Source organism: Bacillus sp. B4EP4a (assembly GCF_006680105.1).
In the GTDB taxonomy this organism is placed as follows: Bacteria; Bacillota; Bacilli; order Bacillales; family DSM-1321; genus Peribacillus; species Peribacillus simplex_E.
On record NZ_VHIK01000037.1, the window covers coordinates 159,124 to 172,923 of the forward strand.

Annotated in this window: 20 protein-coding genes and 1 pseudogene; 4 read left to right on the forward strand and 17 right to left on the reverse strand. The window is 39.8% G+C overall.

Annotated features, from left to right (window positions below):
- Positions 1 to 36: 36 nt before the first annotated feature.
- Both FNK51_RS27790 and FNK51_RS27795 read right to left on the reverse strand, forming a co-directional pair.
- Entirely contained in the window at positions 37 to 645 is a 609-nt protein-coding gene (locus tag FNK51_RS27790; protein WP_483296132.1) for a methyl-accepting chemotaxis protein, read from the reverse strand.
- 156 nt (positions 646 to 801) lie between these two features.
- Positions 802 to 1,335 (reverse strand): annotated as a pseudogene (locus FNK51_RS27795) (protoglobin domain-containing protein); the annotation flags it as partial.
- A 326-nt stretch (positions 1,336 to 1,661) separates the two neighbouring features.
- Between FNK51_RS27795 and FNK51_RS18805 the strand changes: the two are divergent.
- Positions 1,662 to 1,805, forward strand: a complete 144-nt coding sequence (locus FNK51_RS18805; RefSeq protein ID WP_098371894.1) for a YycC family protein — start codon at positions 1,662 to 1,664, stop codon at positions 1,803 to 1,805.
- Between the two features lie 53 nt (positions 1,806 to 1,858).
- Here FNK51_RS18805 and FNK51_RS18810 read toward each other — a convergent pair whose 3' ends face one another.
- Both FNK51_RS18810 and FNK51_RS18815 read right to left on the reverse strand, forming a co-directional pair.
- Positions 1,859 to 2,104, reverse strand: coding sequence for a PadR family transcriptional regulator (locus FNK51_RS18810; RefSeq protein WP_141994292.1), 246 nt, complete (start codon positions 2,102 to 2,104; stop codon positions 1,859 to 1,861).
- A 178-nt stretch (positions 2,105 to 2,282) separates the two neighbouring features.
- Complete coding sequence (locus tag FNK51_RS18815) at positions 2,283 to 2,771, reverse strand: NUDIX hydrolase (RefSeq protein ID WP_141994293.1); 489 nt, start codon at positions 2,769 to 2,771, stop codon at positions 2,283 to 2,285.
- Between the two features lie 90 nt (positions 2,772 to 2,861).
- On the opposite strand from FNK51_RS18815, the gene FNK51_RS18820 reads away from it, so the two are divergent.
- Positions 2,862 to 3,158 (forward strand): HesB/YadR/YfhF family protein, encoded by a 297-nt coding sequence (locus tag FNK51_RS18820; RefSeq protein WP_098371891.1) that lies wholly within the window; start codon positions 2,862 to 2,864, stop codon positions 3,156 to 3,158.
- Positions 3,159 to 3,195: 37 nt separating this feature from the next.
- Here FNK51_RS18820 and FNK51_RS18825 read toward each other — a convergent pair whose 3' ends face one another.
- The 7 genes from FNK51_RS18825 to acnA all read right to left on the reverse strand — a co-directional run bounded on the left by FNK51_RS18825 (position 3,196) and on the right by acnA (position 8,685).
- The gene (locus FNK51_RS18825; protein WP_141994294.1) at positions 3,196 to 3,489 is read right to left on the reverse strand and encodes a hypothetical protein; all 294 of its coding nucleotides are present in this window, start codon (positions 3,487 to 3,489) and stop codon (positions 3,196 to 3,198) included.
- A 25-nt stretch (positions 3,490 to 3,514) separates the two neighbouring features.
- The gene (locus FNK51_RS18830; RefSeq protein ID WP_137018482.1) at positions 3,515 to 3,946 is read right to left on the reverse strand and encodes an acyl-CoA thioesterase; all 432 of its coding nucleotides are present in this window, start codon (positions 3,944 to 3,946) and stop codon (positions 3,515 to 3,517) included.
- Positions 3,947 to 4,105: 159 nt separating this feature from the next.
- Positions 4,106 to 4,351 (reverse strand): small acid-soluble spore protein Tlp, encoded by a 246-nt coding sequence (gene tlp / locus FNK51_RS18835; protein WP_141994295.1) that lies wholly within the window; start codon positions 4,349 to 4,351, stop codon positions 4,106 to 4,108.
- A gap of 58 nt (positions 4,352 to 4,409) precedes the next feature.
- Complete coding sequence (locus tag FNK51_RS18840) at positions 4,410 to 4,553, reverse strand: acid-soluble spore protein N (protein ID WP_057275900.1); 144 nt, start codon at positions 4,551 to 4,553, stop codon at positions 4,410 to 4,412.
- A gap of 140 nt (positions 4,554 to 4,693) precedes the next feature.
- A complete protein-coding gene (locus FNK51_RS18845; protein ID WP_072272906.1) occupies positions 4,694 to 4,822 on the reverse strand; it encodes an FbpB family small basic protein in 129 nt (42 codons plus the stop codon).
- Positions 4,823 to 5,233: 411 nt separating this feature from the next.
- The gene (locus tag FNK51_RS18850) at positions 5,234 to 5,767 is read right to left on the reverse strand and encodes a TlpA disulfide reductase family protein (protein WP_098371887.1); all 534 of its coding nucleotides are present in this window, start codon (positions 5,765 to 5,767) and stop codon (positions 5,234 to 5,236) included.
- Between the two features lie 206 nt (positions 5,768 to 5,973).
- Positions 5,974 to 8,685, reverse strand: coding sequence for an aconitate hydratase AcnA (acnA, locus tag FNK51_RS18855; protein WP_141994296.1), 2,712 nt, complete (start codon positions 8,683 to 8,685; stop codon positions 5,974 to 5,976).
- Between the two features lie 385 nt (positions 8,686 to 9,070).
- Here acnA and sspO point away from each other — a divergent pair, with 385 nt between their 5' ends.
- Positions 9,071 to 9,223 carry a small acid-soluble spore protein O gene (sspO, locus tag FNK51_RS18860; protein WP_034312428.1) on the forward strand — a complete coding sequence of 51 codons (153 nt, stop codon included), beginning with the start codon at positions 9,071 to 9,073 and terminating at the stop codon, positions 9,221 to 9,223.
- 140 nt (positions 9,224 to 9,363) lie between these two features.
- On the opposite strand, the gene FNK51_RS18865 is transcribed toward sspO, so the two are convergent.
- Complete coding sequence (locus tag FNK51_RS18865) at positions 9,364 to 9,627, reverse strand: hypothetical protein (protein WP_098371884.1); 264 nt, start codon at positions 9,625 to 9,627, stop codon at positions 9,364 to 9,366.
- Positions 9,628 to 9,741: 114 nt separating this feature from the next.
- On the opposite strand from FNK51_RS18865, the gene FNK51_RS18870 reads away from it, so the two are divergent.
- Positions 9,742 to 9,885, forward strand: coding sequence for a small acid-soluble spore protein P (locus FNK51_RS18870; RefSeq protein WP_063233544.1), 144 nt, complete (start codon positions 9,742 to 9,744; stop codon positions 9,883 to 9,885).
- A 171-nt stretch (positions 9,886 to 10,056) separates the two neighbouring features.
- Here FNK51_RS18870 and FNK51_RS18875 read toward each other — a convergent pair whose 3' ends face one another.
- The 5 genes from FNK51_RS18875 to FNK51_RS18895 are packed head-to-tail and all read right to left on the reverse strand — an operon-like array spanning position 10,057 to position 13,797.
- The gene (locus tag FNK51_RS18875) at positions 10,057 to 11,076 is read right to left on the reverse strand and encodes a thiazole biosynthesis adenylyltransferase ThiF (RefSeq protein ID WP_141994297.1); all 1,020 of its coding nucleotides are present in this window, start codon (positions 11,074 to 11,076) and stop codon (positions 10,057 to 10,059) included.
- Positions 11,073 to 11,840: a thiazole synthase gene (locus FNK51_RS18880; protein WP_076371424.1), complete on the reverse strand. Its 768-nt coding sequence runs from the start codon at positions 11,838 to 11,840 to the stop codon at positions 11,073 to 11,075. Before FNK51_RS18880 ends, FNK51_RS18875 begins: the two co-directional genes overlap by 4 nt.
- Before the next feature lies 1 nt (position 11,841).
- Positions 11,842 to 12,045: a sulfur carrier protein ThiS gene (gene thiS / locus FNK51_RS18885; protein WP_076371426.1), complete on the reverse strand. Its 204-nt coding sequence runs from the start codon at positions 12,043 to 12,045 to the stop codon at positions 11,842 to 11,844.
- A gap of 14 nt (positions 12,046 to 12,059) precedes the next feature.
- Positions 12,060 to 13,184 (reverse strand): glycine oxidase ThiO, encoded by a 1,125-nt coding sequence (thiO, locus tag FNK51_RS18890; protein WP_098371882.1) that lies wholly within the window; start codon positions 13,182 to 13,184, stop codon positions 12,060 to 12,062.
- A 1-nt stretch (position 13,185) separates the two neighbouring features.
- Positions 13,186 to 13,797 carry a thiamine phosphate synthase gene (locus FNK51_RS18895; protein ID WP_098371881.1) on the reverse strand — a complete coding sequence of 204 codons (612 nt, stop codon included), beginning with the start codon at positions 13,795 to 13,797 and terminating at the stop codon, positions 13,186 to 13,188.
- Positions 13,798 to 13,800: the final 3 nt, after the last annotated feature.

The following is a 13,800-nucleotide window of genomic DNA, read 5'->3' on the forward strand; positions in this document are numbered from 1 at the left end:
GAAAATAGGCCCGTATGCATGGGCCTATTTTCCATTCTACAATTCATTAGCCGTGTTATTCAGGATACCGGCATGCCTCGAAACCTTTTCAGTATCGTTTCCGATTTCCTGGATGATTGACACTAATCCCTGAATTTTCATTTCCATTTCTGCAGAATCGGTTATATTCCCTTTGATAACACCGATTATTTCATTAAAAGAATTTTCTGTTAATTCCGATTCTTTTTCTCCTGCTTGAACCACTTCCTTGACCCTTAGGACAGAATCAACAACATCTTTCATATATTCATTTGATGTTTGCACGATTGCATCTATTTCAGCTATCGATTTTTTAGTCTGTTCAGCAAGTTTCCTGACCTCATTTGAAACAACTGCAAATCCATTACCATGTTCACCTGCCCGTGCTGCCTCGATTGCTGAGTTCAATGATAGTAAATTTGTCTGGTCGGCTATTCCCTGTACAAGCTTAACAAACTCGGTAATGCTTAAGAAAGATTGGTTTAATAAAACGATCTTTTCATCAACATTTTTCATGAAGATAACAAGGTTTTGTATCTTTTCCGTTAAGATCTGCATACGATTCTGCCCCTCTTCAGCCATTGTTTTTGAACGAAGTGATTGTTCAGCACGCGTTGCGATCTGCATTTTGACATATTGCCCGTTTTCTATCAATTGCTTAACGGAAGCATCCGTTTCTTCACTTAAATACAGGACTTCTTGACTAACTAACGAGATTTTACTTCTCACTTCCTCTTTTATTTCCTTATATTGATTTTCCCTAGCTTTTAAATTTTCCACTTCATATGCCTCAAGAACTAATTGCTGTTCGAGATTGAGTATTTTTCCTATCGCTGATATTAATGCACGCTGCTCTTCTTCATTCTGGGATTGTTCAAAGACAATTCTTTGCAAGTAATTCTGTACATTTTGAAAACCGGATGAATACCACCGGGGCTGTAAGCCAATTCGATAATGAGTCTTCGCCACCTTCGTCCGCAATTCAACAAAATCATCGTCAATCACACCATTGAATAAAGATAACATATGAGTAATTAACGTTTTCCTCAATTTTCCCACTGTGCTGTGCACCGTGATAATTCCTTTTAATTCAGGAACCTGTAGAATCGTTTGATAAAAGGCATCAACAACTCCCTCGACCTGAGGTTCAATTGCCTCTCTAAAAGCATGGATCAGCTTTAAATCGAATTCAGTTAAATCAATGATATTCACCTGCAGTTTCACCTGTTCACTGCTAACATCCAATATGCCATCCGTTTCTTTTACTTTTTGAAACCAGAATGCTTTTTCCGGCTTCGCTTTTATGAAAATCCCCATTTCCCTCTCCCCCTTATTTTGTAATTCACGATAAAGTGAATCTAAGATATTTCACCAAACCGATATGAGTCCCAATATCCATTTAATTAAAAATAAATCGATTATCTTTAAAATAAATGATTCATTAAGACTATATATAATTTATTCTGGCCTCATCGCAATTCTTTTGTCAAGGTAAAAGGACCCAGGATATTTCCACATTAACTTCCCATGAAAGGAATAGTATGAATTTCGTTTAATAGAGAAATGGTCAAGTAAGGATTGAATAATAGTAGAACAGAGGCTACACTGTAACTAGTTATTAAATATCGTTAGGAGAAAGTGCCATGAAGCCATTGCAAATATCACCGGAAACCGCATTAAAGTTATCCAAGTCACTAAACTTGCCTTTAGAGCAAATCATGCATATGCCTACACCCGTCTTGCTGAGAAAGCTTGCCGAGGCAGAAGCAAAAGAAAATACAAAATAGCTGCAGGAATCTGCAGCTATTTTTGTGCGCACTCATATGTGTGCAAAACGACCTTACAGAGTATATCTTGAAAGCTGTTCCATTCTGCCCATTAATCTTGAAACTGAGCAATACCCAATTTCGTCGCATAAATATTTCCTTTTTAGTCCTTCTAAGAAATCCTGCCGGTAACTATTTAAATACTCTTTCTCTTCCAGCCTTTTTAAAGCTGGATACAGCATGCCTTCTTTTATAATGTAAATAACGATCATCTCATACCCATACATATCCTTTTGAGCCAAAAATGAAAGCAGCACCATCTTTTTAACAGCTCCGTTTTCCGCAAATCAGCATATCCCTGTATATGGAAATTAATTAGATGGTATTTCGCTTTTAGCTTTATAATTTTCCGAATCTTGCTTACCCCATTAAATATACCAATTGCCTGAATATTATAGGAATCAATATATGCAAAAAAAAAACGCACTTGGGCGGTTTTCAATTGGTGAAGAGCAATTCTTTTGCAAAATCAGGAAACGGCTTCTTTTTGACTGATATTAAGTGTTCATTTTTATAGGTACAGGCAAATTCTAGTGGTGGTTCATCCTGTAATATATCTTTTAGATAATACTTTATGTTGGACACAACTTCATTTGACTCCAAAACCCATTTATATGGCTTCCAGGCAAGTTCCCCTTCATCACAGGCAGATAGTCCGCCCCCTGCATCTTCAGCTCTGTAAACATACATTCCGCCCGTTTGATTCCATGTCACGATCCCTCGAAAGGCCATCCCCCTTACCTTCAATCCAGTTTCTTCAAGAATTTCGCGTTCCATCGATTCATCGATGGTTTCACCTTGTTCTATTTTCCCGCCTATACCATTCCATTTATGCCTATTCGGATTCTTTTGGCGAAATAGCATCAACACTTCAACTTCGTTGGATCTTTTTTGAGTTATGAAACAAATATTATATATAATATCCATGGTTGTTTCCTTTCTTAAACGCACATTATTCGCATCTACCTCATAATTACTTTATACTTAAATAACGAACCTCTAGGAAGGAGAATTAGTATGAAACTGACCATTTCCGATCAAGCAGCCAAGTGGTATATTGATGAGCTGGGGCTTCAAGAAGGCTCACATTTGCGCTTTTATGTAAGATATGGCGGGCATAGTACCGTCCAAAGCGGCTTTTCATTAGGTATCATGCAAGAAGAACCTGAAACAGCAGCAGCAGTAACAACTATGAATGAGATTAATTTTTATGTAGAAGAAAAGGATTTATGGTACTTTGATGATCACGATTTACTTATTACTTTTAATGAAAAACTGACTGAACCAGAATTCCACTATGAAAAGAGTGCCTGACAATAAAGCAGCGGTGTTAACTGCTGTTTTTTCTTGTTCAATCGAGCAGGCGCTCTTTTATATGTTCCGCCCTTAAAATTTCCGCTTGCTTGTCCCCTAAAAGATCGAAATGAGAATAGCCATCCTTCCTGTGGTGAATCCACTCTTTTTTAAGCCCGTATTTCTTACCCCACTCCGATAAACGCTGTAAATCTTTGCATCCCACTTTAGTAACCGTCTTGCAACCAGGAAATCGGTCATCTAGCCAATAATGAGTTAAAAAAGCTATTTGGCCTTGATCGATTTTCTGCTTCCAGGCCACTACGTCTCCCCGTTTAATCCCAAAAGCCATTTCTTGATCACCTCAATAAATATAATTAAACCAATTCATCCTGCTTTTTATTTTTCTCATAGGCCTCATGCCATTCAGGATACATGCGTTTAATGGATATCGGGCGGAAGCTCTCCTTTTTAACGCAAACGTGGGAAGAATGACCTGTAGCCGCCACTTCATTTTTCCCATTAACGATTTCATACCCATAAATGACCCGTAAGCCGTCATACTTTTCAATCCAGGTTTTAACTTTTACCTTATCACCATATCTAACAGGGGTTTTATACGAAGCCTGAATATCCATAACAGGTGAGAGGATGCCATCCGCTTCCATATCAGCATAATAAAATCCTAAATCATTTATCAATTTTGTCCTGCCTAATTCCATCCATATAAAATAATTCGCATGGTAGACAACACCCATTTGATCTGTCTCTGCATACCGCACTTCAATTTCGTTTTCAGCTATGAACATTATGTTTCCCCACTTTCATTTCTATTGCAATAAACATTCTACCATAACAAATGTGCAAATTTCATTTAAGCTGTCTTGATTGACTGCTTCCCTGCCATGAAAAACTAAAAGTAAAGAGGAGAAAGATTTTGCTCCTCTTTCTCCCCTTTACCCGGTTATTTACATATTATCGTTTCTATAACCGCTTTCCCGTGCTTCTTGCTCATCTTGCATTTCTTCCTTCATTCCTTCAATGCTCTTTCTTCTTCGGTCATTTTTGGCCTCAATTGCCTGTTTCTCCACACCTGATGTGAATGATAACGTTTCATTTGCAGCGGATATGTTTTCTTCTGTATTTTGAATCGCATCCTGAATTTTTTCAACATTATCCAAACGGTTATCCTGATTGTGTTTATAAGAGCCCATTAATTTTCACCTCATGTTTTTTTGTTTACATAATATTATTACGACTTTTTATCAAGGGTTACTCGCCTTTAGTTTGAATGACCTGAGGATGTTTACCGGATTTGTCCTGCATTTTCTTACCGTTATTCCCACCCGCTGCTATTGGTTGTGTCCCTAGATGGCTTGGTCTAAAGTGTTTGGAATCTTTTTTTGGATTACCCATTCTATCGCCTCCTTCTCTTATCATGGATTAAAAAGAGGAAATTCATGAATGCCAGTTTTTGAAAAAGCCATGAAAAAAGAGCCAGCACTTTGAAGGGACCTTCATGGCACTGGCTCTTTTTAATATATCTTTTGCAAAACTTATTCAGCCTTTTGCATATGTTTTTTTTCAAGACGTTCCTCAAGTCTTTCCATTTGTTTAACGTCCATCAATAATTCCCTTTTGTTTTCTTTAATTAATTCTTCAAATGTCCTTTTTCTTTTTTTCATGCTTTTCACCTACTTATTTTAATATACTATTCAGTATTGCCAAATTAACGTAAAATTATGACTATATGGTTTCCATCCCTAAAATTGTCATAATTATCAGATTTTTAATCCGATAAAGTTCCATTTCTCCACTCTCTATACTTTAACCCTTTTTTCACAAACATTAACCATAATTTTTTAATTTTTTTGATTTTTCCATTAAATTTTGACAACTTTGTTAACATACAATAAAACGGAACCTCAAGGTTCCGTCCGACTGTAGTAAAATTTCGGTGAAAGGCCAATTGACCTACCTTTTTGTTCTGAAAAAAACGTTCCCGTTGTTTTTAAGAATATCCGCTCCTTTACCGCCGACTGTCTGCCAAGTGACGCTAATTTCTTCAATACTGATTGAACTTCATAAAGGTTCCCCTACTGCATACTATTTATATTTCGTTCCATATCTTTAAGTTGCATGGCTGAAATTACCTTATTCCTGATAATGCCTTCTTTGTCGATGAAGTAAGTTGTTGGTATGCTAAGAATCTTGTAACGCTCATTCACTGGATTCTTGGCACTTTGACTGTCCAGCGGAATTGTAAAAGTAATTCCATTATCCTCTACAAATGCTTGTACATCGTTTTCGGGGTCAATATTGACGGCTAGAACGACGACATCATCACCAGCTTGCTGTGCATATTTCTCCATATCCGGCATTTCCTTCTTGCAAGGCGGACACCACGTTGCCCAAAAATTCAGCATTACCTTTTTACCCTTATAATCAGATAATTCAACTTGTTTCCCATCCAAAGTTTTCAGGGAGAAATCCGGTGCTTTAGCTCCAATTTCCAATCCGCCCAAAGCATCTTTTTCATCATTTCCCTTTGGTTCATTATCCATCGCCTGCACGATCGCTACCGTAATAAGTGACAGTAAGGCCACCGAAGCAATAATTTTTTTAAGCATACTCGTCCTCCTAGTCCCATTACAATAAAAATATTAGTCCATTTCCAGAAATAGAACAACTTCCCTATTCCATCTTAACAATAAATGGACATCCGGAAAAGTGTAATTCCTTCAAATCATATCATGATATCGCTTTGTTTCATAAACTTGACACAAAAAAAGCGGTAAACCTGACAAGGAGGTTTACCGCTTCCTAAAAGCTGAAATTAGCCTTTTAATTTATTACGTAATACCATTTGAAGGATACCACCGTGACGGTAGTAGTCGATTTCGATTTCGGAATCGAAACGAACAAGCACATCAAATTCTTTTACGTTTCCAGCTTCATCAGTAGCTGTAACTGTTACGATATCACGAGGTTTAACTGTTTCGTCGATTTTAACTGCGATCGCTTCTTTACCAGTCAACCCAAGCGTTTCAGCGTTTTCGCCTTCTTTGAATTGAAGTGGAAGAACACCCATTAATGCAAGGTTAGAACGGTGAATACGTTCAAAGCTTTCAGCGATGACTGTTTTGATGCCAAGAAGGTTAGTACCTTTCGCAGCCCAGTCACGAGAGCTTCCCATACCATAGTCTTTACCAGCGATGACTGCAAGACCTGTTCCATCAGCTTTATATTTCATACAAGCATCATAGATGGCCATTACATCGCCTGTTGGCCAGTAAGTTGTGTATCCACCTTCTGTACCTGGAGCAACTTGGTTACGAATACGGATGTTTGCGAACGTTCCGCGCATCATCGCTTCATGGTTACCACGACGAGAACCGTAAGAGTTAAAGTCACGCGGTTTCACACCGTTTTCACGAAGGTAGATACCAGCTGGTGTATCTTTACCGATTGCACCTGCAGGAGAAATGTGGTCAGTTGTTACTGAGTCACCGAATTTACCTACTACGCGCAAACCAGAAAGCGGGTTAACTGAACCTGGTTCTGGTGATAATCCTTCAAAGAATGGAGGATTTTGAATATATGTTGATTTAGAATCGAAAGCATAAATTGCTTCGTTGCTAGTTTGGATTTCATTCCAACGTTTGTTATCGTTGAATACTGTTTCGTATTCTTTACGGAATAATTCCGGTGTAACTGTTGCTTTAACAGCAGCGTTAACTTCTTCTTGTGATGGCCAGATATCAGCAAGATATACATCGTTACCATCTTTGTCTTTACCAAGTGAATCATTGTTTAGATCGAAGTCCACAGTACCAGCAAGTGCATATGCAACAACCAAAGTAGGAGAAGCAAGATAGTTTGCTTTCACAAGTGGGTGAATACGTCCTTCAAAGTTACGGTTACCTGAAAGTACTGATGTTACTAGAAGATCTGCTTCAGCAACAGCTGCTTCGATTTCGTCCGCTAATGGACCTGAGTTACCGATACATGTAGTACAGCCATAACCAACTACGTTGAATCCTAATTGGTCAAGGTATGGTTGAAGACCAGCATCACGAAGGTAACCAGTAACAACTTTAGAACCTGGTGCCAATGATGTTTTAACATAATCTGGAACAGTTAAGCCTTTTTCAACTGCTTTTTTAGCAATAAGACCCGCTCCAAGCATTACATATGGGTTAGAAGTGTTCGTACAGCTTGTGATTGCAGCAATTGCAATCGCACCTGTTTTCATTACCGTTTCTTTACCATCCGCAAATTTAACAGTTACTTCTTTATCCAATTCAGAATTGTCCATGCCAAAACCTTGGTTGCCCATAGGTGCATTGATAGCATCATGGAAAGATTGTTTCATTTGAGAAAGTGGAATCAAATCTTGCGGGCGTTTAGGGCCTGAAAGGTTTGGTTCAATTGCTGAAAGGTCGATTTCCACAACATCATTGTATGCTGGATCTTCGTTTTCAGGAGAGTAGAACAATCCATTTTCTTTACAGTATGATTCAACCACTTTAATTTGATTTTCATCACGGCCTGTTAAGCGCATGTAATCGATCGCTTCTGCATCAACAGGGAAGAAACCAACTGTAGCACCGTATTCAGGAGCCATGTTAGCGATTGTTGCACGGTCAGCAAGTGGAAGGTATCCTACTCCTGGGCCGTAGAACTCAACGAATTTACCAACTACGCCGTGTGCACGAAGAACTTGTGTTACTTTCAATGCAAGGTCAGTAGCTGTTGTACCTTTAGGAAGTTGGCCAGTCAGTTTAACACCAACCACTTTTGGAACTGGGAAGTAAGAAGGCTGTCCAAGCATGCCTGCTTCTGCTTCGATACCGCCGACACCCCAACCAAGAACACCAATACCGTTGATCATTGTAGTATGTGAATCTGTACCGAAAACAGAGTCAGGGAATACTTCGAAGTCGCCGTTTGGAGTTTCAACAGCATGAACCACGTTCGCAAGGTACTCTAGGTTAACTTGGTGAACGATACCAGTTGCTGGTGGAACTGCACGATAGTTGTTGAATGATTTTTGAGCCCAGCTTAGGAACTGATAACGCTCTGCATTACGTTCGAATTCAAGATCCATATTGGCATCAAGGGAATCCATTGTACCTGCTTTATCAACTTGTACAGAGTGGTCAATTACAAGGTCAACCGGGATTTCCGGGTTGATTTTGTCAGGATCTCCACCAAGTGCTGCGAAAGCATTACGTAAAGAAGCTAAGTCAACAACAACTGGAACACCAGTGAAATCTTGTAGGATTACACGTGATGGCTTGAACGGAACATCTATATCTTGTTGCTCGCTTGTTCCCCATTTAGCAAGGTTCGCAACGTGTTCTTTTGTGATTACTCTTCCGTCCACTTGGCGAAGTACCGCTTCAAGTAATACTTTAATGGAATATGGAAGGCGTGATACTTGGCCGTCCCCTGCTTTTTCAATAGCGTCTAAGCTGTAGTAGTTGTAGCGTTGCCCATCAATTTCAAAGGACTTACGCGCTTGGTATACGTCATTTTTCGTCATGAATATTACCCCCTATTAAACTGTCAGAACTTATTCTGCACATAAAAGTAAAACCTGGTTCACTGAAACCATGTTTACCATAAATATAAGTAAAAAAGTTAGTTTGTCGAATTTTCTCTCTCTTCTCCCACTCTAACTCTTCCTTCAACTTAATACTAATATAGAAATGAGTATAAGTAAATAACAAGAAAGTTATTGTTTTTGATAAGTTTCTCTTATAGAAAAAAATTCCCCACATATTAAAGTGCATTTAGGAAGCCTTGCTGATATGCATTTTATTGAAAATACCCCAATTTGTAGTCTGATAAATTATTCCAGCAAAACATCTTAGCACTTCATACATAATCATTCGACATTATCGCATTCTATGGGTGGAGGTGTCGAAATGACAAAACAAAAGGCAAATCATGTTATACCAGGTATGAATGCTGCAAAAGCGCAAGGTAATGGAGCTGGTTACAATGATGAACTGGGAAATGAACCGCCATTATCTGAAATGCAAAGGCAAAATAATAAAAAAAGAAAGAAAAACCAATGATTTCCCTCATTTCTAGGCGTTAAATAGGATAGGCTTTTTGAAATGGCAGATGTACTGCATTTTTCAAAAAGCCTATTCCATTCTAAAATCAGGAAACGCATAATTAAAGCGCATGAACTCACGATGATGGAACCTGTCACTCAATATTCCTCTGAATTGACCTCATTGACGATTGCCTGAATATCCTGTTCGAATTTTTTCAATTGTTCTTTCTGATGTTCGGAAGCGGTGATTAAAGCAGACTGTATTTGCTGATAGGCCTCGTTCACTTCCTGCTTCACATGTTTCAATTCCGTTCCGTAATCCGGTGCGTTCTTCTCAATGGATGAGTATACATCAAATACCTGTTGATAACTTTGCTGGGCTTCCTGGAAAGTCCTTCGCTTATCTTGTTTATCCTGCATTTGGGTTCATCTCCTTAATTAGTGTCCATCAATAGCATGTACGAGGTTTGCAAATATATGTATGTGAATAAAATTTCTCGGACTGATTATCTTAAGAGATAGGAGGGATAGCACATGAACAAAAACGATGGTAAAGATATTCGAAAAAATGCCCCTAAAGGAAATAACCCAGGTCAACCTGCACCGTTAAGCGGTTCTCATAAGGTGAAAAACAGACAGCACACCCGTCAGAAGCATAATAGCAGTCATGATATGTAAGCTGCTTAAATAATCGTTCCATAACAAAGCGGTGCCGCCCAGAAAAGGCAGACACCGCTTTCGTTTTATGTTTGTAGAGCAAATAAGTCACAAAAAGAATTTTCGATTCCTTCCTATTATAAAGGCCACTGATTTTAACGTTTTAAGTCTTTGTTATTCCATTATTACAGTTCAGCCAATATAACGATGATATAACGTTTTTGCTTCGGCAATATCTTTAGTTCCATGAATCAATGCCCGCCCATCTTTAAAAACGACCAACCGATGGGCTCCGATCGTAAATGAAAGTAAATAAGGATTCCTTACGATCTTACCACCTTGTGCGAGAAGATTTTTTTCGATTTCCGCTAAGTCTCTTTCAAGATTCATCGCCGGCCGAATCTGGACAGAATCCCTTCCGCATAAAACGGCTGTTTTCGTTCGATTTGAATAGGAGAGATGGGGGTACGTTCGATTTGACCCGCATGACAAACAAGAATCTTTTTTTAATTGTGCTACATTTATGGATGAATGTTCATTTTTCCAAAGATCAAATGAAACGATTTTGTTTCTTAGTGATTCAAAATCTTCCACAAGGATTTTTAATGCTTCCGCCAGTTGATGGGCAACGACCGTTTGAACAGCAGGGCTGATGATTCCCACAGTATCACATGTCAGTCCTCCGATTGGAACCGTTTCCAGCAAACAATTCAAACATGGTGTCACCTCTGGGATCACCGTGTAACTTATCCCATAACTTCCTACACAGGCCCCGTAAATCCAAGGTATTTTATATTTTTGCGCAGTATCGTTTATAAGCATCCTCGTATCGAAATTATCTGTGGCATCCAATATTAAATCCACGCCTTCAACAAGCTTCGCCAATTCATCAACCGAAACATCCGCCACATGCGGTTTTACGATAACGTCTGAATTTAGCGCATTCAAACGATTCTTTGCTGCCACTGCTTTCGGTATTCTTTTTTTTGCATCATCTTCACAATAAAGCTGTTGTCTTTGAAGGTTGCTCCACTCTACATAATCTCTGTCCACAATGGTGAGTTTCCCAATTCCTGCTCGTACAAGACCTTCTGCACTTCCCGTACCGAGAGCACCCGCTCCAATCACCAAAACGTGTTTTTTGCGAATTTTCAATTGCCCTTCTTCCCCTATAGGGCCAAAAAGTTCTTGACGTGAATAACGTTCATTCATCCAATGCTCAATCCTTCAACTGGGCTGCTTGCTATCGCGTAATCATTTTTTGCGATTCTTCCTGCTTCATACCCTAATCGACCTGCCTCAATGGCCAGTTTCATTGCTTTCGCCATTTTGACGGGGTCTTTTGCGCCGGAAACAGCAGTGTTAAGCAATACGCCATCCGCCCCTAATTCCATGGCGATTGCCGCATCGGAGGGCGTCCCAATCCCTGCATCGACAATTACAGGAACCTCAGATTGTTCCATGATGAATCGTAAGTTCAGTGGGTTTATAATGCCTTGACCAGAGCCAATTGGTGAAGCGCCAGGCATGATTGCATGGCACCCCACTTCTTCCAGGCGCTTAGCGAGCAACACGTCATCCGAAGTATAGGGTAATACGGTGAATCCCAGTTTCACTAATTCTTCAGCAGCTTTTAAGGTTTCAATCGGATCAGGCAGCAGTGTTTTTTGACAGCCAATGACTTCTACCTTAATCATGTCACATAAGCCAGATGCCTTTGCAAGATGGGCTATGCGCACTGCTTCTTTGGCAGTTTTAGCTCCTGCTGTATTGGGAAGGAGTGTGTATTTTTTCAAATCAAGCTTTTCTAAAAAATTGGGCTGACTGGCTTCAAAAATATTCATTCTCCGGACCGCAAATGTTAATATTTCCGTCTCCGAAACCTCCACTGATTGCTTTTGAACATCGAAGTTTGGATACTTTCCTGTACCTAATAATAATCTTGAAGAAAATTCATAAGAACCTATCTTTAACATATCATCCGCCTCCTACAAAATGTACAATCTCTACCTTGTCTCCATTTGACAAAAGTGTTTCACTTAGACTTTCTTTTGCTAATATTTCATCATTCAATTCAACAATCACCACTTTTTGATGTAAATCAAAGTGTTGCAGAAGCCCTGTAACTGTTGATTCATCAGCAGGAATCCGTATTTTTTCCCCGTTAATAATCAATTCCAATTCATCCACCTCCATTAAGAAAAAAGAGTCTGTATCGAACGATCCAATCGAAAAGCGGACCATTCGACATTTGTCTTCCTTTCTAAAAGATCAGCTATAAGTACACCTGTAATTGGAGAAAGCAGGATGCCATTCCTGTAGTGCCCCGTTGCAATGAAAAGTCCTTTGTATGCTGGATGTTCACCAAAGTACGGCAAGCCGTCCCCAGTTTGGGGGCGTATACCTGCCCATGTCTTTTCCAATTCCGTTCCTTTAATCGCCGGAAGCAATTGCGTTGCCTTTTCTATTAACGTAGAAATCCCGTCAAGACTTACCTTTTGATCGAAAGTGTTCGCTTTAACCGTTGCCCCGACAATGATTCTTCCACCAACTTTGGGCACAAGATAACAGCCATGTGAGAAGATTGTCTTTTCAAGCAATGGACGATCGGTCAGGACGGAAAAGCACTCACCCTTTACTGGATAACTGTCGAGTCTCATCCCTGTTTTTTCAAGGAGGAAAGCACTCCAAGCCCCACCTGCCACGATGACATTTTCACTTGAAAATCCACCTATGTTCGTGACCACTCCAGTCACACATCCGTTTTCCGTAACTAAATCGGAGACATGAACAAACTCCTTTATATCTACACCAAGGGCAGCTGCAGATTCAGTAAATGCGAGCGACAGCCTAGTGGCTGAAACTTGTCCATCCTTCGGAATGAACATGGCCCCCTTAATCTCATCCGATAGAAGCGGTTCCGTTTTTCTTATTTCTGCAGTCGATAGCCATTCAGCCTCAAGTCCCGCTTCTTGTTGGACTTTGATCATGTTCTTCAACTCGGCTACCTGATCATTCGTTAGCGCCACCTTAAACATGCCCTTGTTCACAAATTCGATGTCTATTCCACTTATGTCTTTTAATTCTTCCGCCAGTGCAGGAAACATCCCCCTGCTTCGGCTTGCCAATGTAAAAAGCGGGTTATCCGCATCCAACTCGGATTGTGCCCCTAACATCCCGGCTGCAGCACTGGATGCTTTACTGGCGAGTCTATCTTTTTCCAATAAAAGGACCTTTTTACCTCGTTTGGCTAATTGAAAAGCGATGGATCCACCTATTACTCCTCCCCCAACAATGATTGCATCATATATGGAATTCATCTTATGTCTCCTTTCCCAAAGACTTCGAATATTCTTTAACGGCTTTAATCGGATTTTCAGATTCAAGCACACCTGACATGACGGCAATTCCCCGTACCCCCGCATCCAGCACGACTTGGCAATTGAAAGGTGTTACTCCGCCTATCGCAATTATCGGAAGATTGACATTTCTTGTGATTGCATGAAGCTCCTTAACTCCCTTAGGAGGAAGTCCGATTTTTGAATCCGTTTCAAAAACATGTCCATAAATCGCGTAATTGGCTCCTTTGCTGAATGCGGCTTTCGCTTCATCCATGGAATGGATCGAACAGCCAACATTCATCCCTGGAAAAGCTCCTTTTACGACTCCCGCATCTAAACTATGAAAAGCCAATTGCACACCAAATACTTTGTGTACCCAGGCTACATCCACCCGGTCATTTATGACGATCTTAGATAGCGGAATCTTATTATCATGTAACAGGGTCACTGCTCGATAGAGTTCCGACGCACTCATCTGCTTTTCCCTTAGATAAAAGAAATCAACATGTTCCTGAATGTTTGAAGCGATCTCAACAAACTTTTCAATTGGCTGTTTCCCAGTAGAAATAATATGCAATTCATGTGCATTCATACT